Genomic DNA, 23,720 nt, shown 5'->3' with positions numbered 1-23,720 from the left:
GCCTCGCGCTGCGCTCGCTTAGCCACGCACCCATGCAAAAGGCCCCCGCGCAAGCGGGGGCCTTTTGCATTCGGGCACAGTGTGTGGCTGCTCAGGCTGTGGCCGCCTTGTCCAGCCAGCGCTTTAGCTGGTCGGTGACGGCGGTGCTCGAGAACGAGCAGCTATCCTGCGCAAATACCGCCGCCATCTCCAGCCGGCGCAGCAGTTCTTCCATCGCCTGGCCGAACATCGGCGGCAGCACCAGGCCGGGAGCTGCCTCGCGCCAGCTGCGCACCAGGCCATCGGCCGCGAGCTGGCCGCCGATGTGTTGTTCAAGTGCGGCGCGCATGGTTGCCAGCGCCGGTGCATTGTTCGTGGTCGTGGCCATCAACGCGCCCTCCTTTCTTTGTAAAGTTCGCGGAACGTGCGTCCGCTCGGTGCCGGCAGGTCGCGGGTCTCGGTCCAGCCGCGGCCAGCCATCGGCAAGCTGGCAATCAGCTTGCTGCTGCCGCCCATGCGTGAGAGCAAGCGCGCGCCGATGCGGGTGGCGAAGGCGTATAGTCCCGGTCGGCGTGCCACGTAGCCCCACACTTGCAGCCCGAGCCGCTCCTGCCAGGGACGCAGGCCACGCTCCATCTGCTTCTCGCGCAGCTTGCGCAGCAGGTCCGACAGCGGGATCGAAGCCGGGCACACGCGGTTGCATTCCCCGCACAGCGTGGCCGCCTGCGGCAGGTCCAGCGCGTTGGCGATGCCGACATAGCTCGGCGTCAGCACGCTGCCCATCGGGCCCGGATAGACCCAGCCATAGGCATGGCCACCGATCTTCTGGTACACCGGGCAATGGTTCATGCAAGCGCCGCAGCGGATGCAGCGCAGCATGTCCTGGAAGTCGCCGCCGATCAGGCCGCTGCGCCCGCCGTCGACCAGCACGAAATACATATGCTCCGGGCCGTCGCGCTCACCCTCGGCGCGCGGGCCGGTCAGCAGCGAGAAATAATTCGAGATGGCCTGCCCGGTGGCCGAGCGCGGCAGCAGCCGCATCACGGTAGCCAGGTCTTCCAGCGTTGGCAGCACCTTCTCGATGCCGGTCACGGCCACATGCACACGCGGCATCACCGTGCACATGCCTTCGTTGCCTTCATTGGTCACCACCGCCACCGAGCCTGTTTCGGCAATGATGAAATTGCCGCCGGTCACACCCATGTCGGCCGACAGGAATTCCGGCCGCAGCACTTCACGCGCCTCGCGCGTCATCTCCGGGATATCGGTCAGGCGTGGTTTGTGGTGGACCTTGGCGAAGAGATCGGCGATCTCTTCCTTGTCCTTGTGCACTACCGGGGCGATGATGTGCGACGGCGGCTCGGCATCGTTGATCTGCAGGATGTACTCGCCCAGGTCTGTCTCGATGCTCTGCACGCCCATCTCGCCCAGCACCTGGTTCAGGCGCATTTCCTCGGTCACCATCGATTTGCTCTTGATGACCTTCTTCACACCGTGCTTGTGCGCAATCTCGGCTACCAGCCGCGCGGCGTCGGCCGTGGTCTCGGCAAACAGCACGGTGGCGCCGCGGCGCGTGGCGTTTTCCTCGAAGGTGGCGAGCCAGACGTCGAGGTTCTGCAGCGCGCGGTCGCGGCGCTCCTTGAGTGCCTCGCGGGTGGCATCGAAGTCGAGGTCGCGCATGGCGTCGGCGCGCGCCGTGACGAATTTGGTGGAGAGCTTCTTGAGGTTCTGCTGCAGGCGCTGGTCGGCCAGCTTCTGGCCCGCGCGCGCCTTGAACTCCATGCTGCGAACTTGCATAGCGGGGATCTCGCTAAGGTTTGTTTTTCAGCTGGCCGGGATCAGGCATCACCGGCGAGCACTTGCGCGATATGCAGCACCTGGGTACGCGTGTCGCCAGTCCTGCGCAGGCGCCCCTCGATATTGAGCATGCAGCCGAGGTCGCCCAGCACCACGGCATCGGCACCGCTGGCCTTGATGTTGGCGCACTTCTCATCGACGATGGCCGTGGAAATATTGCCGTACTTGACCGAGAAGGTACCGCCGAATCCGCAGCAAGCCTCGCAGTCCTTCATCTCGCTGAGCTGCACACCGGGCAATTGCGCCAGCAGAGCGCGGGGCTGGCTCTTGACGCCCAGTTCGCGCAAGCCGGAGCAAGAGTCATGGTAGGTAATGCGGCCCGTGAACTTTGAGTCGAACTCGCCCAGCTTGGCCACGTTGACCAGGAAATCGGTCAGTTCGAACACGCGCGAGCGCAGGCCTTCGTAACGGCCATTCAACTCGGGATCGTCGCCGAGCAGGTCCGCATAGTGGTGCAGCACCATGCCGCCGCAGGATCCGGACGGAATCACCACGTAGTCGAACATTTCGAACTCGCGCAGGAATTTTTCCGCCAGGTCGCGCGATGCCGTGCGCTCGCCCGAGTTGTAGGCAGGTTGCCCGCAACAGGTCTGGGCTTCGGGCACCATCACCTCGAAGCCAGCTTTCTCCAGCAACTTGAGCACCGAGAAGCCGATTTCCGGACGCATGAGGTCCACCAGGCAGGTGGCGAACAGACCAACTCGCATTGTTTCCCTTTTCCAGACCCCGAAACCCCGCAATTATGCGCCCTTGCGCACCGGCCGGCATACAAAAGCGTGCACGGCAGGGGTGAATTCGCCGCATTTTCGCATGCCTTTCTCTACACATTCGCCATCAGCAAAATCAGAAGATTCTTTCGGCGATGCCATTTCACCTATTGAAATTTTCACAATGCGAGATAGAATCAGGCAACCGCTTAATTTGCCGCACGGCAACATTTCCCCATGGCAGAAGCAGACAAAGCCCCCGGCAAGACATCCATCCAGGTCATCGAACGCATGATGACCCTGCTGGATGCACTCGCCCAGCACGCTGATCCGGTCAGCCTCAAGGAGCTGTCGCTGACCACCGGGCTGCACCCTTCCACAGCGCACCGTATCCTCAATGACATGGTGGCCTGCCGCTTTGTGGACCGCTCCGATCCGGGCAGCTACCGGCTTGGCATGCGGCTGCTGGAGCTCGGCAACCTGGTCAAGGCCCGGCTGTCGGTACGCGACGCCGCGCTGGCACCGATGCGGGCCCTGCACCGCGTGACGGGCCAGACGGTGAACCTGTCGGTGCGGCAAGGCGACGAGATCGTCTACATCGAGCGCGCCTATAGCGAGCGCTCCGGCATGCAGGTGGTGCGCGCCATTGGCGGCCGCGCCCCGCTGCACCTGACTTCGGTCGGCAAGCTGTTCCTGGCCGCCGATGAAGTGGCGCGCGTTCGCAACTACGCCACCCGCACCGGGCTGGCCGGCCACACCCGCACCTCGATCACCGACCTGATCAAGCTCGAGCGCGAACTCAACTGGGTACGCACCAACGGCTATGCGCGCGACAACGAAGAGCTGGAACTCGGCGTGCGTTGCATCGCCGCCGGCATCTACGATGACTCGCGCCGTCTGGTGGCCGGATTGTCGCTCTCGGCCCCGGCCGACCGCCTGCAGGACAGCTGGCTGCAAAACCTGAAGGACACCGCGTTGCAGATCTCGCGCGGCATGGGCTACGCGACTGACGTCGCAGCCTGAGTACGGCGGGGTCGACGGCGCAGGGAGCCACGCTCCCTTCGCGCCGAACCCTTGCCTCGCCCGCTTCCCCTTTCCTTTCCCCCTCTCGCCCTCCCACTCCGCATAGCCTCAACCAAATACTAGGTATATACCCTTAGTTTTCAGATAACCTGAATAGCTATATCCTGCTGGGCATGCGGACCAAAGCCATCACCCTCACCGAACAGGTAACCCAGCAGTTGCGCGCCGAGATCGCCAGCGGCACCTACCCCGTTGGCGCCCGGCTGCCGACCGGCAAGCAGCTTGCCGAGCAATACGGTGTCAGCCCCGCCGTCATCCGCGAGGTGACCGAGCACCTGCGCTCCCAAGGCCTGGTTGAAAGCCGCCAGGGCGTGGGCAGCACGGTGCGCTCGCGCGTGGGCAATGCCGGCTTCCAGCTGCCGCAGGAGATCGGCATCGATCGCGACGAACTGGCCAGCATCTACGAGCTGCGGCTCGACCTGGAGAGCGCCGCCGCCGCGCTGGCGGCGCTGCGGCGCACCGCGCAGGATGTCGCCGGCATGCAGGCGCTGCTGGACCGGCTCGCGGCGCAATTGCACGACCCGCACCACAGCGCTGAGGCGGACACCGCGTTCCATGTGGCGATCGCCACCGCCACCCACAACAAGTACTACCTGCAGCTGCTGCAGTACCTGAACCTGCAACTGCACCAGACCGTGCATGTGGCGCGGCTCAATACCCGCCAGCAGGAGGGCCTGTCCGAACAGGTCCACCAGGAACACCTGGCCATCTTCCACGCGATTCGCGCGGGCGACCCTGAACAAGCACGGGCCGCGGCGGTAGCCCACCTGCGCGGCGCGGCGGCGCGCCTGGGCCTGCAAATGGCAGCGCGCGGCACGCCCCGCACCAGCGGCCAGGACCCCACTCATTCCGCGGCCTGAAGCCGCATTGCCACTCCGGATAGACCCATCATGCAAAACTCAGCTTTCCTGCCCCGCCTGATCGAAGCGCTAGGCCCCGACGTGGTCGCCACCGAGCCAGACCAGGTTGCGCCGTGGCTCGCCGACTGGCGCGGCCTTTACCGAGGCAATGCGCAGGCCGTGGTGCGCCCGCGCTCGGTGGATGAAGTGGCACGTTGCCTGGCCTTGTGCCAGCAAGCCGCGGTCCCGGTGGTGCCGCGTGGTGGCAACACCGGCCTGTGCGGCGGTGCCGCGCCGGACAGCAGCCCCGCCAACGTGGTGCTGAGCATGGACCGGATGAACGCGATCCGCTCGATCGATACCATCGCCAACACACTCGTCGCCGAAGCGGGCTGCATCCTGGGCAACCTGCGGCGCGCCGCGCAGGAGGCGCATCGCCTGCTGCCGCTCAGCCTGGCCGCCGAGGACTCCTGCCAGATCGGCGGCAATCTCGCGACCAACGCGGGCGGGGTCAATGTGGTGCGCTACGGCATGACCCGCGAGCTGGTGCTGGGCGTGGAAGCCGTACTGCCCAACGGCGAGATCTTTCACGGCCTGCGCGCCTTGCGCAAGGACAACACCGGCTACGATCTCAAGCAATTGCTGATCGGCTCCGAAGGCACGCTGGGCGTCATTACCGCGGCAGCGCTGCGCCTGTTTCCGCGCACCGACGCACGCTCGGTGGTGCTTGCGGCAGTGGCCTCCCCGCTGCAGGCGCTGGAGCTCTTCGAGCTGCTCTTCGCGCAGTGCGGCGCTCGCCTGCAAGCCTTCGAATTCTTCACCGGCGATTGCGTCGACCTCGTGCTCAAGCACGCGGAAGGCGTGCAGGAGCCCTTCAGCCAACGCTACCCCGCCTATGTGCTGGTGGAGCTGGCTGACACCACCGACGAAGCCGCCCTCAACGTGCTGCTGGAGCGCGTGATTGGCGAGGCGCTGGAGCGCGAGCTGTGCCTGGACGCCGCCGTCTCTGCGTCGCTGTCACAACTGCAGAGCCTGTGGAAGCTGCGCGAGGAAATCTCCGAAGCCCAGCGCGCCGACGGGCCACACCTGAAGCACGATGTGTCGCTGCCGATCGAGCAGATCCCGGCCTTCATGGTGTCGATGGAGGCGCGCCTCAAGGCCATCAGCCCCAGCATCCGCCCGTTTATCTTCGGGCATTTCGGCGACGGCAACCTGCATTACAACCTGTCGCGCCCCGCGGGCGCGGAGCGCGACTGGACCGCGCAGCATGGCAAGGCGCTGACCGCCGAAGTGCTGGATGAGGTGGCGCGCTACGGCGGCAGCATCAGCGCCGAGCATGGCATCGGCCAGCTCAAACGCGACGATTTCCTGCGCCTCAAGGACCCGCTCGAGCTGCGCATGATGCAGGGCATCAAGCAGTTGCTGGATCCGGCCGGCATCATGAATCCGGGCAAGCTGCTCTAAGCGCGCCGCCCACGCCCCAAAGAAAAACGCGCCGGTGACGGCGCGTTTTTCTTGACTACAAGCAGCAGGCGGCCAGATCACTCCGGCGCCGCCATCAGATGCCGCGAGGCTGCTGGGCGGTCAGGATTGCCTGGGGGCTAGTGGGGCTGCCAGGCCCCTGCGTCAGGTTTGGGGACGTCGGAAAAGGGCGGCCAGGCCCGGTCTGCACGTGTTCCAGCCAGTCCCTGACGCGATTGGCATCGGCAAAGCGGGACAGCTTGCCAACGGAATCCAGGAACACCATCACCACATTGCGGCCATTGACGCGTGCCTGCATCACCAGGCACTGGCCAGCCTCGGAGATAAAGCCTGTTTTCTGCAGGCCGATCTCCCAGTTGCCGCCGCGAACCAGGCGGTTGGTGCTGACGTAGTGCTGGGTACGTCCCAGTACATTGATCTCATGCTCGGTCTGCGTCGAAAACTCGCGGATGGTGGGATTGCGGTACGCCGCGTTGACCATGCGCACGAGGTCCATCGCGCTCGAGACATTGCTGCTCGACAAGCCGTTCGAATCGACAAAGTGGCTGTCGTTCATGCCGAGCTCGCGTGCCTTGCGGTTCATGGCTTGCACAAAGGCCGGCAGGCCGCCCGGGTAGCTGCGGCCCAGCACCGATGCCGCACGATTCTCCGAGGACATCAGCGCCAGCAGCAGCGCCTCCTGACGGGAGAGCTGCGCGCCAAAGCGCAGGCGCGAACTGCTGTGCTTTTCGTTGTCGCGGTCTTCCTCGGTGATGGTGAGCACCTCGTCCATCGGCTGGCGCGCGTCCATCACAACCAGGGCGGTCATCAGCTTGGTGATCGAGGCGATCGGCAGGACCGCGGCGGCGTTCTTCTGGAACAGCACTTCGTTGGAGTTCTGATCCATCACCAGCGCCACGCTGGAGCGTAGCGCGAGCGCGTCTTCGGTGTCACGCAGGCCGAGCGCCTCGCCCAGCGAGGGTTTCGCGGGGATGAACGCCGCGCGAACCGGCACCGCCTGGCGCTGCGCGACGACGGTGCGCTTGCCGTTCTTCAGTACCACGACCTTGCGCGTCGTGGCGCGCTCGGCCTTGCCGCTGGTCGCGACCTGCTTGGATTTTGCGGATTTAGAGGGAGAGCTTGCCGACTTTTTCTCGGACTTGGCGACTTTTGCCGACTTTTTGCTGGTTTTGGCGGTGTCCGACGTTTTCGTCGCGGCATCGGCCACAGGGGCGGCCAGCATGGAAACGGTCAACAGCACAGAGGCCGCAACCGAAGTAAGAGGGGTAGAGCCGAAGAATCGCAAAAATAGGGGGGAATCAGACCGGAACATGATTCATTCAGCGCGCAACTAGGATTGCGCCAGTTTAGGAAAAAAAGAAATTGTTAGCAAGATTAAAGACTTACGAAGCCTCTTTAAAGTTCGATTTGCAAACAATTCCACATTACGGAAAATGCGGTGCAATAATCACATGACACGTGCATTAAGACCGACGTCGACTGTGGTAATTCCACACCGTTTCATCTTTCTCACCCGCCCGTCGGGTTGCCCCGAGCCAACAGGCAGCGACGGATCAAAGCGGGCCTTCGCCGCCGACAACGTCTTAAGATAAGAAACGCGCGAACCCGCTTACCGGTTCACGCTCGGTACTAAGGGTATTCTCTATGGCGGCGGGGTCGGCATGGCCCAGGGCCATACCGCACACCACCATTTCATCCGCCGGCAGGCGCAGGTGATTGCTGATGACCGCGTGGAACTGGGTGAACGCCGCCTGCGGACAGGTATCCAGCCCGCGCGCCCGCGCCGCCACCATGATGCTTTGCAGGAACATGCCATAGTCCAGCCAGCTGCCCAGTTCCAGGATGCGGTCGATCGTGAAGATCATGCCCACCGGGGCGCCGAAGAACGTGAAGTTGCGCGCGTGCTGCGCATGCATGCGCGCCTTGTCCTCGCGGCTGATCTGCAGCAGGCTGTACAGGTCCCAACCTACCTTGCGGCGGCGGTCAATGTACGGCGCCACCCACTCGCGTGGATAGTAGGGATACTCCTCGCGATACTTGCTGTCGCGCTGCGGATCGTCGTAAGCGGCCAGCACGTCGGCCGACAGCTTCACCTTGGCATCGCCAGTCAGGACATAGACCCGCCATGGCTGGGCGTTGGTGCCCGACGGCGCCCGGCTGGCCACGGCCAGGATCTCGTTGACCACATCGCGCGGCACCGGCGTATCGAGAAACGCGCGCACCGAGCGGCGGGTGATGATGGCCTGATCGATCAGGGCGACGCTCCGTTTCTGCAGCGAATCCATGGTTGTTAACTCCTTTGCGCGGGCCGGATCATGCACCGGCATCCGCGGGCTCGCACACCAGGGCCTGCAGCGCATCGCGCAGTGCGGGCGGCAGCGGCACCGGGCGGCGCGTGGCGCGATCCACATAGACGTGAACAAAATGGCCCTGCGCCGCAGCTACGTCTTCGTCGTTGCGGAACAGGCCCACTTCGTAGCGCACGCTCGAATTGCCCAGCCGCGCCACGCGCAGCCCCGCCACCACCGTGTCGGGAAAACTCAGCGCGGCAAAATAATTGCATTGTGTCTCGATCACCAGCCCGATGGTGTCGCCGGACTCGATATCCAGCACGCCCTCCCGGATCAGGTAGGTGTTCACCACGGTATCGAAATAACTGTAGTAGATGACGTTGTTGACGTGGCCATAGACGTCGTTATCCATCCAGCGCGTGGTGATGGGCTGGAAATGACGATAGGCGCTGCGGGTATCTGCGGTCGGTTTCATCGAAAGCGCGAAAAGGGAAAATTAGCGGCGGATCACCAGTGCAACGCCACCGGCGGCCAGGGCCATGCCAAGCGCGGCCAGCGGCGGGAAGCTCTCGCCGAACAACAGCCACGCCATGGCGGCAGTGGTCGGCGGGGTGAGATACATGAGGCTGGATACCTTGGTGGCCGCGCCTTGTCGGATCAACAGGAACAGCAGCGAGATGGCCCCGATGGACAACGCGACCACCGACCAGGCGAGCGCGCCAACCATCTCGGCATTCCACTCAACGTGACGGGTTTCGGTCAGGAACATGAACGGCAGGCAGGCCAGCGCCGCCGCCGCGAACTGGATCACCGAGCCCATGCGCAGGTCGAACATCGGGCAATGGCGTTTCTGGTACAGCGTGCCGAAGGTGATCGAAAACAAGGCGCCCAGCGCCAGCAGCAGGCTTGGTGCGGACAGCCCGCTGGCCGACAGTTTGTTTGCCACCACCAGGCCCACGCCAAGGATGCCGAGCAGCAGCCCCAGCCACTGGCGCCGCCCGATGGTCTCGCCCATGCGCGAGGCCGCGAGTGCAGTCAGGATCGGCTGCATGCCGACGATCAGTGCGGAGACGCCCGCCGGCATGCCGAGCTTGACCGCTGCCCACACGCCACCCAGGTAGCCCGCCTGCAGGAACAGCCCTGCCAGCGCGATGTGCCCGACCATGCGCCAGTCGGTCGCCCCGGCGCGCTGCGGCAGCGGGACGCGCGCCATCAACACGAAGGGCACCATCAGCACCAGCACGCCGACAAAGCGCAGAAACAAGAAGGTCATCGGCTCCGCGTGCGGCATGCCGTACTTGGCGACGATGAATCCCGTGCTCCAGATCACGACGAACAGCCACGGCATGGCAGCCATCCACAAGGTGCCGCGCGCTGCGTGGGCCTGGCTGGTTGCACTCATCGTTGTGCCTTCTCCATATCGCCGGTGGGCAGGATCGCACCTGCACCCGCTGCGTCCGGCTTGCCGCGCCGGGCATAGCGTTCGTGATATTGCGCGGCAAGCGCGATGGTCTGCGCATGCACCGCGACGGTGTTCTCGATCTGGTTGCCGTAGCCGCCGGCCATGGTCACGGCAATGGGCAGGCCGCGTTCCAGGGCCGCGTCGAACACCAGGCAGTCCCGCCGGGCCAGGCCGGCCAGCGTCAGTTTCAGGCGTCCAAGCCGGTCGCCCTCATGCGGATCGGCCCCGGCTAGATAAATGAGCAGGTCGGGAGCGAAACGCGCGAACAGCGTATCGAGTGCGCCCTGCAGCGCTTGGGCGTAAGTCTCGTCGTCGCAGCCGTCGGGCAGGCCTACGTCGAGATCGCTGGCCTCCTTACGGAAGGGATAGTTTTTCTCGCCATGCAGGGACAGCGTGAAGACGAAGGGATCGTCACGCAGGATGGAGGCGGTGCCGTTGCCCTGGTGCACGTCGAGGTCGACCACGGCCACGCGCACCACCCGGCCATCGCCACGCAATTGGCGCGCGGAGATGGCCGCATCGTTGAAGACGCAGAAGCCACCGCCCTTATCGGCATAGGCATGGTGCGTGCCACCCGCCAGGTTGACCGAGATGCCCTCACGCAGCGCTACGCGGCAGGCCTCGATGGTGGCACCAGCGGAGCGTCGCGAGCGCTCGACCATGGCGTCCGACCAGGGAAAGCCGATCTCGCGCTGGCGCGCCGGGTCCAGTTCGCCCCGGGAGACGCTCGCGACATATGCAGGCGTGTGCGCCAGCAGCAAGGCATCGTCCCCGGCCCGCGGCGCCTCGACCAGCACCAGCCCCGGCACATCGCGCTCGACCGTCTCCCTCAACATGCTGTACTTGCGCATCGGGAAGCGGTGGCCCTCAGGCAGGGGCAGGACAAAATGATCGGCGTAAAAAGCGAGCATGAGGGCAAACATAGGCGGGCAGGCTGACCGGCGGCGGCCGGTCGCGGCGACTTGGCCGTGGCGCATCGGCCGGCGGGTCGGGCCCTTGGGAGACGGCGATTCCGGCAGACCGCGATGGTAGCACTGTGCGGGTCCCGGGGTGCGCCACCCCTCCCCTTCCTCCCCCCGCAAGGTGCCGGGCGTGGCACGCCTGCCGAAGCTACGCAGCCAAAATGTGACAGTGCACCGACTTCAACAACAGTTATTTGTGCGATGCACAAGAAGCCCTTGACACCGATTTTCTTTTCCCTACAATTGGAATTGTTGCGGCGCACCATCGATTTTGCAGAGCAAGCGGAGCGCGCCGATAACCCCCTTACGCCTGGGGCTGGCTGACGAGAAATCAGGTTCAACCCTTATTTCGTCATGGCTTTGACATCTGGGCGGCCTAATTTTGCATGACCTTGAACTTCATTATTGGAGACCAGCATGAGCTTCACCCCGGAACAAGTCGCCGCAGCGCAAAAAGCCAACCTCGAAACCCTGTTTGGCCTGACCACCAAAGCTTTTGAAGGCATCGAAAAGCTGGTCGAGCTGAACCTGCAAGTCGTCAAGGCCACGTTCGCTGAAAACGTGGACAACGCCAAGAAGGCCCTCTCGGCCAAGGACGCCCAGGAATTCCTGGCTCTCCAGACCTCGCTGGTCCAGCCGGTTGCCGAAAAGGCCCTGGCGTACAGCCGCCACGTGTACGAAATCGCCTCGGAAACCCAGGCTGAATTCACCAAGGTCGCCGAAGCCCAACTGGCCGAGAACTCGAAGAAGGTGCAAACCCTGGTCGAGAACCTCGCCAAGAACGCCCCGGCCGGCTCCGAGTCGACCGTTGCCATCGTGAAGTCCGCGATCAGCGCCGCCAACAACGCTTACGAGTCGGTCCAGAAGGCCACCAAGCAAGCTGTTGAAATCGCTGAGACCAACTTCCAGGCAGCCGCCAGCGCCGCCACCAAGGCCGCACAGCAAGCCAGCGCCACGGCTCGCACCGCGACCAAGAAGGCCACCACCGCCGCCTGATCCGCGACGGCAGGAAACGGACCGGCTTCGGCCGGTTCGTTGGCAAAGCGCGCCTGGCCTGGCCAGCGCATTTTGCGAACGAAGGCAGCACGGAAGGCTACCCAAGCCGCCCTGCCCTCCTACGGTGTCTCCTCGGTATCTGGTTTCCATGTATTCCAATATCGATTCATTCCCGGCCATGCGCCGGGATTTTTTTTGCCTGCGACACATTGGCAAGCAGGTACTCGGACACAAGGACACACGCCCTCCCCGCTGCGGGCAAGCTTTGGCCGGCGCAGCCGCAAGCGTATGTGGCAAAAAGTATGGCGGTTAATTGCGAATCAAGACGTAAAAAGGCCCGCCATACGGCGGGCCTCACTCTCGTGTCGCTAACGTCCGGTGCTTAGCGCTTGCGCGGCGGCGGGACGTCGGTGCAGACACCTTCGTAGATCTCGGCTGCCATGCCGATGGATTCGCCCAGCGTCGGGTGCGGGTGGATGGTCTTGCCGATATCCACTGCATCGGCACCCATCTCGATTGCCAGGCAGACTTCGCTGATCAGGTCGCCTGCATGCATGCCGACGATGCCGCCACCGATGATCCGGTGGGTTTCCTCGTCGAAGATCAGCTTGGTAAAGCCTTCGTCGCGGCCATTGGCAATGGCACGGCCCGATGCTGCCCACGGGAACACGCTCTTGCCGTACTTGATCCCCTGCGCCTTGCACTGGTCTTCGGTCACGCCCGCCCAGGCCACCTCCGGATCGGTGTAGGCCACTGACGGGATCTGCTTGACGTCAAAGTAAGCCTTCTCGCCGTGCGCGGCTTCCGCTGCCACGTGCGCTTCGTGCACCGCCTTGTGGGCCAGCATGGGCTGGCCGACGATGTCGCCGATAGCGAAGATGTGCGGCACATTGGTGCGCATCTGCTTGTCGACGTCGATAAAGCCGCGATCCGTGACCGCCACCCCCGCCTTCTCCGCGCCGATGCGCTTGCCGTTGGGCACGCGGCCCACCGACACCAGCACCAGGTCGTAGCGTTGCGGCTCGGCCGGCGCCTGCTCGCCTTCGAACTTGACGTAGATGCCGTCCGGCTTCGCTTCCACGCCGACCGTCTTGGTCTTGAGCATGACCTTGTCGAAGCGCTTCTTGTTCATCTTGTCCCAGACCTTGACCAGGTCGCGGTCGGCACCCTGCATCAGGCCATCAAGCATTTCCACCACGTCGATGCTGGCGCCCAGCGTGCTGTACACGGTGGCCATTTCCAGCCCGATGATGCCGCCGCCAATGACCAGCATCTTGTTGGGCACTTCCGGCAGTTCCAGCGCACCGGTGGAGTCGACGATGCGCGGGTCCTCGGGGATGAAAGGCAACTTGACCGCCTGGCTGCCGGCGGCGATGACGGCTTTTTCGAAGCGGATCACCGTCTTCTTGCCTGTCGTCGCCTTGGCGTCACCTTCGGTTTCCTGCACCTCGAGGTGATGCGGATCGAGGAAGGTGCCGATACCGCGCACGACCTGTACCTTGCGCGCCTTGGCCATGCCGGCCAGGCCGCCGGTCAGCTTGCCGACCACGGTTTCCTTGTAGTGGCGCAGCCCGTCGAGGTCGATCTTGGCCTCCCCGAACAGGATGCCGTGGGCCGCCAGGGCCTTGGCTTCGTCGATCACGGCGGCGTTGTGCAGCAGCGCCTTGGAGGGGATGCAGCCCACGTTCAGGCAGACGCCGCCGAGCGTGCTGTAGCGTTCGACCAGCACGGTGTTCATGCCGAGATCGGCGCTGCGGAAGGCGGCCGAGTAGCCACCAGGGCCGGCGCCGAGCACCAGCATGTCGCAGGTAATATCCGCGCTGCCTGCATGCGCGGCGGCCACGGGAGCCGGAGCCGCGGCCGCGACAGGCGCCGATACCTGCGCAGGCGCGGGCGCAGGGACCGGCGCGGCGGCCGGCTTGGCTGCGGCTTCGCTCTCCAGCGTGCAGATGACGGCACCCTTGGCAACCTTGTCGCCCACCTTGATGCGCACCTCCACCACCTTGCCGGCGGCGGACGACGGCACATCCATGCTGGCCTTGTCGGACTCGAGCACGATCAGCGATTGCTCCTGCTCGACCGTATCGCCAGCCTTGACCAGCACCTCGATGACTTCCACCGCGTCGAAATCGCCGATATCCGGCACCTGGACTTCGATCACACTCATGTTTTGCTCCTCAAGAACGCGCTCCGCTTCAGATGCGGGGCGCGCCATCGTTATTGGTTGCTCCGTCGCCAGCCATGTCAGCCAGTTGCACCACCTGCACCTCGACCGGGCCTGCCGAACTTTTGTCGAACTCCACCCCTGCATCCACCCCGATGCGCGCAATCTCGCGGGCGGCCAGGCCCGGCTGGTCGTAGACCGCGTGCATGGCGCCCAACGCGTAGTTGCGCCCCGAGCCAATGCCCCAGAAGCGATCGAACGAGAAGACTTCGCGGTACGAATACACGCCGAAAATGCCGGCCGGATTGGCAATCAGGCAGACGATCTGCGAGGACTCGTAAGGATCGTCCTCGTCCTCCTTGGTGTTGATGAAATACTCGTTCTTGAGTTTTTCATGCACCTTGAGGAAGGTCCGGAAGACGTCATCGCGCGAACCCAGCCGGCAATCCTCGCCCAGCCCCGCCAACAGGCTGCGCATGACCGGGAAGTGCGCGGTGGTGCCGGCAAGCGCCACGAAGCTGTCACCCACCGGGAACACCTTCTGGTTGCGCTCGTAGGCGCGCGTGAGCCGGGTGTCGCCAAACGTCACCAGCGCGTCGGCGGCAATCGCCACTTCGCCGGCCTTCTTGACGACAACGCAGGTAGTCATGGGCTCGCTTCCTGTTTGCAGGTTGCAGGTTGCAGACGTTGCAGGTAAGGGCGCGCATGGCCGCGAGGCCCGGCGCGCCCTGCCCGCCTTACAGCAGGATGCGGCGGAAATCGGCCAGCAACTGACCGAAATAGGTGTTGAAGCGAGCCGCTTCCGCACCGTCGATGACGCGGTGATCCCACGACAGCGACAGCGGCAGCGTCAGCCGTGGCACGAACTGCTTACCATCCCACACCGGCTTCTGGTACGACTTGCACACGCCCATGATGGCCACTTCCGGCGCGTTGATGATCGGCGTGAAATACGTGCCGCCGATGCCGCCCAGCGAGGAGATCGAGAAGCAGCCGCCTTGCATCTGGTCCGGCTTGAGCTTGCCGTCGCGCGCCAGCTTGGCCAGTTCGTTCATTTCCTGGCCGATCTCGATCACGCCCTTCTTGTCGGCGTTCTTGATCACCGGCACAACCAGGCCGTTCGGCGTGTCAGCGGCGAAACCAATGTTGAAATACTGCTTCAGCACCAGGTTCTCGCCATCGAGCGAAGCGTTGAAATTCGGGAATTTCTTCAGCGCGGCGACGGCGGCCTTGATCATGAAGGCCAGCATGGTGACCTTGACGCCTTGCTTCTCGTATTCCTTGTTGAGCTGCACGCGGAAGGCTTCCAGCTCGGTGATGTCGGCCTCGTCGTGATTGGTGACGTGGGGAATCATCACCCAGTTGCGATGCAGGTTCGCGCCCGAGAGCTTCTTGATGCGCGACAGTGGCTTGCTTTCGATCTCGCCGAAACGGGTGAAGTCCACCTTCGGCCACGGCAGCAGGTTCAGTTCGCCACCACCAGCCGGGGCAGCGGCAGCCTTTGCCGGCGCTGCGGCATGACCGCTCATCACGCCCTTGACGTAGGCCTGCACGTCGTCCTGGGTGATCCGTCCCTTGGGGCCGGTGCCCGGCACGCGCGACACATCCACACCCAGTTCGCGCGCGAACTTGCGCACGGAGGGGCTGGCATGGGCAGCGGTGCCGGTCACGCCGGCTACCGGAGCAGCCGCGGCGGGCGCGGCTGCGGGGACCGGAGCCGGGGCGCTGGCTACAGGTGCGGGAGCCGGAGCGGCAGCGGCAGCCGGGGCAGCAGCCGGTGCGGCAGCGGCAGGCGCGCTGGCCGGAGCACCGGCGGCGCCTTCGAGAATCAGGATCAGCGTGCCTTCGGCGACGTTGTCACCGACCTTGATCCGGACTTCCTTGACCACGCCGGCGGCCGGCGACGGCACGTCCATGGTGGCCTTGTCGGACTCCAGCGTCACGAGCGCGTCTTCGGCGTTGATGGTGTCGCCCGGCTTGACGTGGACTTCGATCACCGGGACCGAGTCGTAGTCACCGATGTCCGGCACCTTGACCTCGACCGGGCCGGCTGCAGCGGCCGGCGCGGGAGCGCTGGCTGCCGCCGGGGCCGGAGCCGGCGTCGGGGCGGGGGCCGGCGCGGCAGCCGGTGCGGCTGCGGCCGGGGCGGGCGCGGAGGCAGCCTGGCCGGCGGGCTCCAGCATCACCAGCACGGTGCCTTCGGCGACGTTGTCGCCAATCTTGATCCTGACTTCCTTGACGGTGCCGCCCTGGGGCGAAGGCACGTCCATCGTGGCCTTGTCCGATTCCAGCGTCACCAGCGCGTCTTCCGCGTTGATGGTGTCGCCCGGTTTCACGTGCACTTCGATGACGGGAACGGCGTCGTAATCGCCGATATCCGGCACCTTGATTTCAATCGCTTGACTCATTCAGTGTCTCCTGGGCAGGCCGGCGCGCACGACAAACACGAGCGTGTGAGGTTACCCTCACCGCCGTGATCTGTCACGCCGCCGCGCCGCAAGGCGCCGGGAATCAGCCCGGCGCCCGCGCACGCGGCATTGCCGCTCCTGCGGGGGTTCGTGCAGTCGGCCTGTTTAGACCGACATCGGGTTCGGCTTGTTGGGGTCGAGGTTGTACTTCTTGATGGCTTCGGCCACCTTGTCGCGACCGATGGCACCTTCGTCTGCCAGCGCCTTCAGTGCTGCCAGCGTCACCCAGTGACGATCCACCTCAAAGAAGTGACGCAGCTTCTCGCGGGTGTCCGAGCGGCCAAAACCATCGGTGCCCAGCACCACGAAACGGCGCGGCACGAAGGGACGGATCTGGTCGACAAAGGCGCGCACATAGTCGGTCGAGGCGATCACCGGGCCGCGCACCGACTTGAGGCTCTTGGTCACGTGCGACTCGCGTTGCGGCTCGGTCGGGTGCAGCAGGTTCCAACGCTCCACGTCGTGGCCTTCGCGGGCCAGTTCGGTAAAGCTCGGGCAGCCCCACAGGTCCGACTCCACGCCCCAGTCCTTCTTGAGCAGGTCGGCAGCGGCGATCACCTCGCGGAAGATCGTGCCCGAACCCAGCAGTTGCACGCGCGGCGCATTGCTGTTTTCCACGCCCTTCCTGAACTGGTACATGCCCTTGACGATGTCGCCCTCTACGCCAGCCGGCATTTCCGGATGCTCGTAGTTCTCGTTCATCACCGTCAGGTAGTAGTAGACGTCTTCCTGCTCGGCGTACATGCGGCGCAGGCCGTCCTGCATGATCACCGCCAGCTCGTACTGGAAGGTCGGGTCATACGAGATGCAGTTCGGGATCACGGCATGGAACACATGCGAGTGGCCGTCTTCGTGCTGCAGGCCTTCGCCGTTGAGCGTGGTGCGGCCCGAGGTGCCGCCCAGCAGGAAGCCGCGCGAGCGCATGTCGGCGGCCGCCCAGCACAGGTCGCCGATACGCTGGATGCCGAACATCGAGTAATAGATGTAGAACGGGATCATCTGGATGCCGTGCGTCGAGTACGACGTGGCGGCGGCGATCCAGTCGCACATGGCGCCGGCTTCATTGATGCCTTCCTGCAGCACCTGGCCAGTCTGCGATTCCTTGTAGAACATCAGCTGGTCGTGGTCTTCCGGCACGTACTTCTGGCCTTGCTGGTTCCAGATGCCGATCTGGCGGAACAGGCCTTCCATGCCGAAGGTGCGCGACTCGTCGGGCACGATGGGCACCACGTGCTTGCCGATCTGCTTGTCCTTGAGCAGCGTGTTCAGGATCCGTACGAAGGCCATGGTGGTGGACACTTCACGGCCTTCGCTGGTGGCCTTGAGCAGCGCGTCGAAGGCGGACAGCTCAGGCACCTTCAGGGCTTCTGCCTTCTGGCGGCGGGCCGGCAGGTAGCCGCCCAGCTCCATGCGGCGGGCGCGCATGTATTCCAGTTCCTTCGAGCCTTCCTCGAAGGTGATGTACGGCACTTCCTCGATCTTGTCGTCGGAGACCGGGATGTTGAACTGGTCGCGGAAGCGGCGGATCGCGTCCACCGGCATCTTCTTTTGCTGGTGGCTGATGTTCATGGCCTGGCCGGCGTCGCCCATGCCATAGCCCTTGATGGTCTTGGCCAGGATCAGCGTGGGCTGACCCTTATGCTCGTTGGCGGCGCTGTAGGCGGCATAGATCTTGTGCGGGTCATGGCCGCCGCGGTTCAGGCGCCAGATGTCCTCGTCGGACCAGTCGGCCACCATCGCCTTGAGCTCAGGGGTATTGAAGAAATGCTCGCGCACGTAGGCGCCATCCTTGGCCTTGAAGGTCTGGTACTCGCCGTCCACGCAATCCATCATGCGCTTCATCAGCAGGCCCTTGTGGTCGCGTGCCAGCAGCTGGTCCCAGCGGCTGCCCCACACCACCTTGATCACGTTCCAGCCGGCGCCGCGGAACTCGGATTCGAGTTCCTGGATGATCTTGCCGTTGCCGCGCACCGGGCCATCCAGGCGCTGCAGGTTGCAGTTGATCACGAACACCAGGTTGTCCAGCTTCTCGCGCCCGGCCATGCCGATCGCGCCCAGCGATTCCGGCTCGTCGGTCTCGCCGTCGCCCAGGAAGGCCCAGACCTTGCGGCCTTCGGTCTGCACCAGGCCGCGGCTATGCAGGTACTTCATGAAGCGGGCCTGGTAGATCGCCATGATCGGGCCCAGGCCCATCGACACCGTCGGGAACTGCCAGAAGTCCGGCATCAGCCACGGGTGCGGATAGGACGAGATGCCCTTGCCGTCGACTTCCTGGCGGAAGCTGTCGAGCTGTTCCTTGCTCAGGCGGCCGAGCAGGAAGGCGCGCGAATACACGCCCGGGGCCGAGTGGCCCTGCACGAACACCAGGTCGCCGCCGTGTTTCTCGGACGGGGCGTGCCAGAAGTGGTTGTAGCCGACGTCATACAGCGTGGCCGCCGAGGCAAACGAGGAAATATGGCCGCCAACGTTGGTGTGCTTGTTGGCGCGCAGCACCATCGCCATGGCGTTCCAGCGGGTGTACGAGCGGATGCGGTGCTCGATGTCCTGGTCGCCGGGAATGCGGGCCTGCTGCTCCACCGGGATGGTGTTGATGTACTGCGTTTCAGCGTGGAACGGCTGGGTGACGCCGTTCACGCGTGCGTATTCGATCTGCTTGTCGATCAGGAAGGCGGCCCTGTCGGTGCCTTCGGCGGCGATCACGCCCTGCAGGGCATCAAGCCACTCGTGGGTTTCCTGGGGATCGGCGTCGTTGGCGCTGCTTGCGCCGAGGATCTGCTCTGGTACAGCTGACATGACTGTCTCCTGGTGAATTCCTGCCTCGGTGCCCCCTGATTCTTGTGGTGGGAGCCCCGGCCTGACGGTGTGACTACGGTACGGCGCGCCGGCCGCGAGTGTCTTCGCACGGTCCTTCGCTAGCGCTTCGCCCGGGCTTGCCAGCGAGGCTGGCAGGACCGGACGCAGCACTGCCGTCCGCACTTTTCGGTCGGACCGATTCTATGGAAGCACATTGGGCAAGACAAGCCCAATTTTCAAATTGCGATATGGTTTCTTACAATATGAAATATTGCGGCAGCGCACCACAACACTGCGCCAGCCCTTGCCGCCAAACGCCATTCACCCGCCGCGCCTTCGGCAGGAATGCCGCAGCGCCGCATTGGCGCTTACCCCAAGCGACGGGGCGCCGCAATCCCGCTACACTGCTCGGTCAGTCGTCAATCCCACCATGCCGTCCCTCAAAGATTTCTTTTCCCACCTCCGCGCCGCAGTCGTCCCTCCCTCCGCTTCCGGCTCCGCCAAGGCGAGCGGCAGCGACCCTACGCTGGTCGCCCCGCCCAACCCGCTGACGCCCCTCGATACGCTTGGCCACGTGGACGAGCCCGCCGCCGTCAACGGGCCGCCGCGCGGATTGTGGTGGCTGCGCTGGCGCAACCTGGTGGCAACCAGCTGGTTCATGTTCATCCCGCTGGTGGCAATCGTGCTGTTCACGGTGGCAATGGGCGTGATCCTGTGGTCGCTTCATGAAACCGAGCGCCAGCAGCAACGCGACGCGCTTTATCGCGACGCGGCCTGGGCCCAGCAGCGCGTGCGCCTGTCCCTGCTGAGCAACCAGGACCAGCTGGCCTCGCTGGCGCGCGACATCGCCGCCGCCCAGCTGGACCAGGGCGCCTACCGCACCGCCGCGCAGGAAATCCTGCGCGAGAACCCGGAAATCGTCTTCGTCAACTGGCTGGACGCGACCCGGCGCGGGCGCTGGTCGCTGCCGTCCACCTCCGAATTCGCCAGCCGGCTGCGCGAAACCCAGGACCAGCCGCTGGAGCCCGAGGTGCTCGATACCTTCGACTCCGCCCGCGAAACCCAGCGCGTGGTGTACTCGCGCCCGCTGGTCAACGACCGCGGCGACAGCTTCATGCTGATGGAGGTGCCGATCGTGCGGGACAACGAGTTCCTCGGCACCCTGGGCGCGCTCTACTCCATCAACGGCATCCTGACCCACCTGCTGCCGCCGGAGCTGACCGAGCGCTACCGCTTCTCGCTGATCGACAAGAACAACCAGATCCGCGCCAGCACTTCGTTGCGGCCGGTGCCGGGCAACGCGCTGTCCTACGAGGTGTTGCTGGACCCGCCGGGGCACTCGCTGTCGCTGCGCGCCGACGCCTACCCGCCCGCCTCCAACCTGCCCAACAACATGCTGCTGTGGCTGGTGGTGGGGCTGTCGTGCTTCCTCTTGTGGAGCCTGTGGAGCATGTGGCGCCACACCAGCCGGCGCTCCGAGGCGCAGCGCGCCCTGCTGGCCGAGACGTCATTTCGCCGCGCGATGGAAAACTCGATGCTGATCGGGTTGCGTGCGCTCGACCTGAACGGCCGCATCACCTACGTCAATCCCGCCTTCTGCCGCATGACCGGCTGGCAGGACAGCGACCTGGTCGGCCGCGTTCCGCCCTTCCCCTACTGGCCGCCCAACGACCATCAGGAGATGCAAAAGCAGATCGACCTGACGCTACAGGGCAAGTCCCCGGCCAGCGGCTATGAGATGCGCGCCATGCGGCGCGACGGCAGCAGCTTCTACGCCCGCATGTATGTCTCGCCGCTGGTGGACAGCCGCGGCAGGCACACCGGCTGGATGGCCTCGATGACGGACATCACCGAGCCCAAGCGCGCCCGCGAGGAACTCGCCGCCGCCCACGACCGCTTCACCACGGTGCTGGAAAGCCTGGACGCCGCGGTGTCCGTGCTGGCCACCGACAAGCCCGAATTGCTGTTCGCCAACCGCTACTACCGTCAGTTGTTCGGCTGGGAAGCCGAGGGCCACCTGAAGCTGGCCGGCGGCGAGGTCGACAAGGAGCAGGTCTCCAGCGACGCCACCGACTTCGTCGACGCCTACGCCGGCCTGCCTGCCTCGGAGCTGATGCCCTACTCCTCGGACGCGCGGGAAGTCTTCGTGCCCGACATGCAGAAATGGTTCGAAGTGCGCCGCCGCTACATTCAGTGGGTCGACGGCCACCTGGCGCAGATGCAGATCGCCACCGATATCACGGTGCGCAAGGCCGCCGAGGAAATGGCGCGCCAGCATGAGGAACGGCTGCAGTTCACCAGCCGCCTGACCACCATGGGCGAGATGGCGTCGTCGCTCGCGCATGAGCTGAACCAGCCGCTGGCGGCCATCAACAACTACTGCATGGGCGCGGTGGCCCGGCTGCGCTCCGGGCGCAGCACCGCCGAGGACCTGATCCCGATCCTGGAAAAGACCTCGGCGCAGGCGGTGCGCGCCGGCACCATCATCAGCCGCATCCGGGGCTTCGTGAAACGCAGCCAGCCCCAGCGCCGCGAAGCCGCGCTGCACGACATCGTGGCCGACGCGGTCGGGCTGGCCGACCTGGAGGCCACCCGCCGCCGCGTCACCATCCTGACCCGGCTGCCGCCGCCGCCAGTGGTGCTGTTCGTCGATCCGGTGCTGATCGAGCAGGTGCTGGTCAACCTGCTCAAGAATGCCGTCGAGGCCATGGCCGGGCTGCCCGCGCTGCGCGCCACCGGCGTGGTGCGCCTGCACGCGCGCATCGAGCCGGGCGAGATCGGCCCGAATATGCGCATCGACGTGATCGACCAGGGTCCTGGCGTTGACGAGGCCACGAAGGAACGCCTGTTTGAACCGTTCTTCAGCACCAAGTCCGACGGCATGGGCATGGGGCTGAATATCTGCCGCTCCATCATCGAGTCCCACCAGGGGCGCCTGTGGGTGGAGAACAATGCCGACGGCATCGGCTGCACGTTCAAGATCATGCTGCCGCTGCAGCCGGCGCTGATCGACCAATAATCGGCCAACAAGACGCCGGGCGGGCCGCGCGGCATTGACAAGACAGGATCAGGCGCGCCAGGGCCGCCCCTGTCGCTTGCCGCCCGGCCCGGTTACACTTGGCGGCAAATGACTTTGATGTCCCAGGAGACTTCATGACTGTAACGCCAAACCCCACCTCCCACCGCGGCGAGACCGTCTTCATCGTCGACGACGATGAAGCCATGCGCGACTCGCTGACCTGGCTGCTGGAGGGCAATGGCTACCAGGTTCGCAGCTTTACCAGCGCCGAACAGTTCCTTTCCGCCTACGACTCGGGCCAGGTCTCCTGCCTGATCCTGGACGTGCGGATGCCGGGCATGAGCGGGCCCGAGCTGCAGGAACGCATGATCGCGGAAAACATCAATATCCCGATCGTCTTCATCACCGGCCACGGCGATGTGCCGATGGCAGTCTCCACCATGAAGAAGGGCGCAATCGACTTCATCGAAAAGCCGTTCGATGAGTCCGAACTGCGATCGCTGGTGGAGCGCATGCTGCAAAAGGCCCGCACCGACCATTCCGCCGCCCGCGAGCAGCGCGCCGCCAAGGACCTGCTGGGCAAGCTCACCACGCGCGAGCAGCAGGTGCTGGAGCGCATCGTAGCCGGCCGGCTGAACAAGCAGATTGCCGACGACCTGGGCATTTCCATCAAGACCGTGGAGGCGCACCGCGCCAACATCATGGAAAAGCTCAACGTCAACACCGTGGCCGACCTGCTTCGCCTGGCCCTGTCCAAGAGCAGTTGAGCCCGCGCCAGAAAGAAGAAAGGCAGTCCGCCCCCGCCTGGCCGGCGGACGGGCTGCCCGCTCAACGCCGGAGATATTCCTCGTCGCGAAAGGTCACGACCCATTGCGGTTTGTAGACCACGAACACCGCCACCAGCATGCCGGTAAGAAACGCCTCGCCAAACGCCAGGATCAGCACGGCGGTCAGCGTATCGGGCAGCGAGAGCACGCCGTCGCCCACGCTGTAGCTACGCCAGACCGCGCGCGCCGCCCCCGCGCCCAAGGCGGCCAGCCCGGCGGCAAAGTAGCCATGGCCGAGGATGAACACGAAGGGATGACGCGGCAGCAGCCGGCGCATCGCCCCCTGCAGCGCGGCCGACAACAAGGCCGGCAAGAGCCCCATCCAGACATAGCGCGGCCATGGCGCCGCCCAGTCCAGCCGGGCCCAGGTGTCGCCAGCCAGGTAGCCCAGCCCCAGGAACGACACCAGATCCACCACGAACAACGACAGCAGGGCCAGCGGCAGCCCGAACAGGGTCACCATCAGGGTGGCGCCAAACAGCTGGATCGCCAGCCCGCCCGGCAACGTCGCGCGGACCGTCCATAGCAGCGCCAGCAACACCAGCGCGCCCAGCCAGCCATGCTGCAAATCGTCGCGCCGCAGCAGTTGCCAAGGCCGGCGGCTCAGCGCCCAAGCCATGGCGGCCACGCTGAGCACGATGAGGACGGCATGTTCGGCCGCCGCGGCCGTGGCAAAAGGGTTCAGGGCATCCATGGGGCCATGCTACCAGCGCCCTACTCTCCCGCGCCCCGGGTTGCGTCAACCTTTATAATTCCGCTTTGACCACCTCCAGCTCTCCAGCGCCCATCCC

The 23,720-nt window shown here is 65.0% G+C and carries 19 protein-coding genes; 6 read left to right on the top strand and 13 right to left on the bottom strand.

Annotated features, from left to right (window positions below; translation table 11 throughout):
* Window positions 1-91 precede the first annotated feature (91 nt).
* The 3 genes from F7R26_RS07155 to F7R26_RS07145 are packed head-to-tail and all read right to left on the bottom strand — an operon-like array spanning window position 92 to window position 2,543.
* Complete coding sequence (locus tag F7R26_RS07155) at window positions 92-367, bottom strand: hypothetical protein (protein ID WP_043345256.1); 276 nt, start codon at window positions 365-367, stop codon at window positions 92-94.
* Window positions 367-1,776, bottom strand: coding sequence for a LutB/LldF family L-lactate oxidation iron-sulfur protein (locus F7R26_RS07150; protein WP_150987770.1), 1,410 nt, complete (start codon window positions 1,774-1,776; stop codon window positions 367-369). Before F7R26_RS07150 ends, F7R26_RS07155 begins: the two co-directional genes overlap by 1 nt.
* Window positions 1,777-1,817: 41 nt before the next feature.
* Window positions 1,818-2,543 carry a (Fe-S)-binding protein gene (locus F7R26_RS07145; RefSeq protein WP_150987773.1) on the bottom strand — a complete coding sequence of 242 codons (726 nt, stop codon included), beginning with the start codon at window positions 2,541-2,543 and terminating at the stop codon, window positions 1,818-1,820.
* 237 nt (window positions 2,544-2,780) lie between these two features.
* Here F7R26_RS07145 and F7R26_RS07140 point away from each other — a divergent pair, with 237 nt between their 5' ends.
* From F7R26_RS07140 to F7R26_RS07130, 3 genes are all read left to right on the top strand, one after another.
* The gene (locus tag F7R26_RS07140; RefSeq protein ID WP_150987776.1) at window positions 2,781-3,566 is read left to right on the top strand and encodes an IclR family transcriptional regulator; all 786 of its coding nucleotides are present in this window, start codon (window positions 2,781-2,783) and stop codon (window positions 3,564-3,566) included.
* Between the two features lie 173 nt (window positions 3,567-3,739).
* Window positions 3,740-4,486: a FadR/GntR family transcriptional regulator gene (locus F7R26_RS07135; RefSeq protein ID WP_150987779.1), complete on the top strand. Its 747-nt coding sequence runs from the start codon at window positions 3,740-3,742 to the stop codon at window positions 4,484-4,486.
* A 30-nt stretch (window positions 4,487-4,516) separates the two neighbouring features.
* A complete protein-coding gene (locus F7R26_RS07130) occupies window positions 4,517-5,929 on the top strand; it encodes an FAD-binding oxidoreductase (RefSeq protein ID WP_150987782.1) in 1,413 nt (470 codons plus the stop codon).
* Window positions 5,930-6,023: 94 nt separating this feature from the next.
* Here the strand turns inward: F7R26_RS07130 and pbpG are convergent, their stop codons facing one another.
* From pbpG to F7R26_RS07105, 5 genes are all read right to left on the bottom strand, one after another.
* A complete protein-coding gene (pbpG, locus tag F7R26_RS07125; RefSeq protein ID WP_416351312.1) occupies window positions 6,024-7,169 on the bottom strand; it encodes a D-alanyl-D-alanine endopeptidase in 1,146 nt (381 codons plus the stop codon).
* Between the two features lie 361 nt (window positions 7,170-7,530).
* Window positions 7,531-8,232: a nitroreductase gene (locus F7R26_RS07120; RefSeq protein WP_150987789.1), complete on the bottom strand. Its 702-nt coding sequence runs from the start codon at window positions 8,230-8,232 to the stop codon at window positions 7,531-7,533.
* Window positions 8,233-8,260: 28 nt separating this feature from the next.
* Window positions 8,261-8,713: an acyl-CoA thioesterase gene (locus F7R26_RS07115; protein ID WP_150987792.1), complete on the bottom strand. Its 453-nt coding sequence runs from the start codon at window positions 8,711-8,713 to the stop codon at window positions 8,261-8,263.
* A gap of 21 nt (window positions 8,714-8,734) precedes the next feature.
* Window positions 8,735-9,640, bottom strand: coding sequence for a DMT family transporter (locus F7R26_RS07110; protein WP_150987796.1), 906 nt, complete (start codon window positions 9,638-9,640; stop codon window positions 8,735-8,737).
* Window positions 9,637-10,611, bottom strand: a complete 975-nt coding sequence (locus F7R26_RS07105) for a histone deacetylase family protein (protein WP_150987799.1) — start codon at window positions 10,609-10,611, stop codon at window positions 9,637-9,639. Before F7R26_RS07105 ends, F7R26_RS07110 begins: the two co-directional genes overlap by 4 nt.
* A gap of 468 nt (window positions 10,612-11,079) precedes the next feature.
* On the opposite strand from F7R26_RS07105, the gene phaP1 reads away from it, so the two are divergent.
* Window positions 11,080-11,658 (top strand): TIGR01841 family phasin PhaP1, encoded by a 579-nt coding sequence (gene phaP1 / locus F7R26_RS07100; RefSeq protein ID WP_150987801.1) that lies wholly within the window; start codon window positions 11,080-11,082, stop codon window positions 11,656-11,658.
* 382 nt (window positions 11,659-12,040) lie between these two features.
* On the opposite strand, the gene lpdA is transcribed toward phaP1, so the two are convergent.
* The 4 genes from lpdA to aceE all read right to left on the bottom strand — a co-directional run bounded on the left by lpdA (window position 12,041) and on the right by aceE (window position 19,083).
* Window positions 12,041-13,825, bottom strand: coding sequence for a dihydrolipoyl dehydrogenase (gene lpdA, locus F7R26_RS07095; RefSeq protein ID WP_150987804.1), 1,785 nt, complete (start codon window positions 13,823-13,825; stop codon window positions 12,041-12,043).
* A gap of 28 nt (window positions 13,826-13,853) precedes the next feature.
* Window positions 13,854-14,471 carry an Ntn hydrolase family protein gene (locus F7R26_RS07090; RefSeq protein WP_150987807.1) on the bottom strand — a complete coding sequence of 206 codons (618 nt, stop codon included), beginning with the start codon at window positions 14,469-14,471 and terminating at the stop codon, window positions 13,854-13,856.
* A gap of 88 nt (window positions 14,472-14,559) precedes the next feature.
* Window positions 14,560-16,230 carry a dihydrolipoyllysine-residue acetyltransferase gene (aceF, locus tag F7R26_RS07085; protein ID WP_193692136.1) on the bottom strand — a complete coding sequence of 557 codons (1,671 nt, stop codon included), beginning with the start codon at window positions 16,228-16,230 and terminating at the stop codon, window positions 14,560-14,562.
* Between the two features lie 165 nt (window positions 16,231-16,395).
* The gene (aceE, locus tag F7R26_RS07080) at window positions 16,396-19,083 is read right to left on the bottom strand and encodes a pyruvate dehydrogenase (acetyl-transferring), homodimeric type (RefSeq protein ID WP_150993062.1); all 2,688 of its coding nucleotides are present in this window, start codon (window positions 19,081-19,083) and stop codon (window positions 16,396-16,398) included.
* A 430-nt stretch (window positions 19,084-19,513) separates the two neighbouring features.
* Between aceE and F7R26_RS07075 the strand changes: the two genes are divergently transcribed.
* Entirely contained in the window at window positions 19,514-22,102 is a 2,589-nt protein-coding gene (locus F7R26_RS07075; protein WP_150993060.1) for a PAS domain S-box protein, read from the top strand.
* Between the two features lie 134 nt (window positions 22,103-22,236).
* Window positions 22,237-22,869 (top strand): response regulator transcription factor, encoded by a 633-nt coding sequence (locus F7R26_RS07070; protein ID WP_150993058.1) that lies wholly within the window; start codon window positions 22,237-22,239, stop codon window positions 22,867-22,869.
* A gap of 61 nt (window positions 22,870-22,930) precedes the next feature.
* Here F7R26_RS07070 and F7R26_RS07065 read toward each other — a convergent pair whose 3' ends face one another.
* Window positions 22,931-23,623, bottom strand: coding sequence for a hypothetical protein (locus F7R26_RS07065; RefSeq protein WP_150993056.1), 693 nt, complete (start codon window positions 23,621-23,623; stop codon window positions 22,931-22,933).
* Between the last annotated feature and the right edge of the window lie 97 nt (window positions 23,624-23,720).

Origin of the sequence: Cupriavidus basilensis, assembly GCF_008801925.2 — a bacterium.
Lineage (GTDB): Bacteria > Pseudomonadota > Gammaproteobacteria > Burkholderiales > Burkholderiaceae > Cupriavidus > Cupriavidus basilensis.
The sequence above is the reverse complement of the archived record's forward strand: the minus strand, read 5'-3'. Positions and strand labels throughout refer to the sequence as shown.

Bases quoted from the DNA above. Each gene is read 5' to 3' on its own strand.
- F7R26_RS07115 (WP_150987792.1), bottom strand. From the start codon at position 8,713: ATGAAACCGACCGCAGATACCCGCAGCGCCTATCGTCATTTCCAGCCC.
- F7R26_RS07070 (WP_150993058.1), top strand. From the start codon at position 22,237: ATGACTGTAACGCCAAACCCCACCTCCCACCGCGGCGAGACCGTCTTC.
- F7R26_RS07120 (WP_150987789.1), bottom strand. From the start codon at position 8,232: ATGGATTCGCTGCAGAAACGGAGCGTCGCCCTGATCGATCAGGCCATC.
- aceF (WP_193692136.1), bottom strand. From the start codon at position 16,230: ATGAGTCAAGCGATTGAAATCAAGGTGCCGGATATCGGCGATTACGAC.
- F7R26_RS07105 (WP_150987799.1), bottom strand. From the start codon at position 10,611: ATGCTCGCTTTTTACGCCGATCATTTTGTCCTGCCCCTGCCTGAGGGC.
- F7R26_RS07150 (WP_150987770.1), bottom strand. From the start codon at position 1,776: ATGCAAGTTCGCAGCATGGAGTTCAAGGCGCGCGCGGGCCAGAAGCTG.
- F7R26_RS07130 (WP_150987782.1), top strand. From the start codon at position 4,517: ATGCAAAACTCAGCTTTCCTGCCCCGCCTGATCGAAGCGCTAGGCCCC.
- lpdA (WP_150987804.1), bottom strand. From the start codon at position 13,825: ATGAGTGTGATCGAAGTCCAGGTGCCGGATATCGGCGATTTCGACGCG.
- pbpG (WP_416351312.1), bottom strand. From the start codon at position 7,169: ATGCTGGCCGCCCCTGTGGCCGATGCCGCGACGAAAACGTCGGACACC.
- F7R26_RS07140 (WP_150987776.1), top strand. From the start codon at position 2,781: ATGGCAGAAGCAGACAAAGCCCCCGGCAAGACATCCATCCAGGTCATC.
- F7R26_RS07155 (WP_043345256.1), bottom strand. From the start codon at position 367: ATGGCCACGACCACGAACAATGCACCGGCGCTGGCAACCATGCGCGCC.
- F7R26_RS07090 (WP_150987807.1), bottom strand. From the start codon at position 14,471: ATGACTACCTGCGTTGTCGTCAAGAAGGCCGGCGAAGTGGCGATTGCC.
- phaP1 (WP_150987801.1), top strand. From the start codon at position 11,080: ATGAGCTTCACCCCGGAACAAGTCGCCGCAGCGCAAAAAGCCAACCTC.
- F7R26_RS07110 (WP_150987796.1), bottom strand. From the start codon at position 9,640: ATGAGTGCAACCAGCCAGGCCCACGCAGCGCGCGGCACCTTGTGGATG.
- F7R26_RS07065 (WP_150993056.1), bottom strand. From the start codon at position 23,623: ATGGATGCCCTGAACCCTTTTGCCACGGCCGCGGCGGCCGAACATGCC.
- aceE (WP_150993062.1), bottom strand. From the start codon at position 19,083: ATGTCAGCTGTACCAGAGCAGATCCTCGGCGCAAGCAGCGCCAACGAC.
- F7R26_RS07135 (WP_150987779.1), top strand. From the start codon at position 3,740: ATGCGGACCAAAGCCATCACCCTCACCGAACAGGTAACCCAGCAGTTG.
- F7R26_RS07145 (WP_150987773.1), bottom strand. From the start codon at position 2,543: ATGCGAGTTGGTCTGTTCGCCACCTGCCTGGTGGACCTCATGCGTCCG.
- F7R26_RS07075 (WP_150993060.1), top strand. From the start codon at position 19,514: ATGCCGTCCCTCAAAGATTTCTTTTCCCACCTCCGCGCCGCAGTCGTC.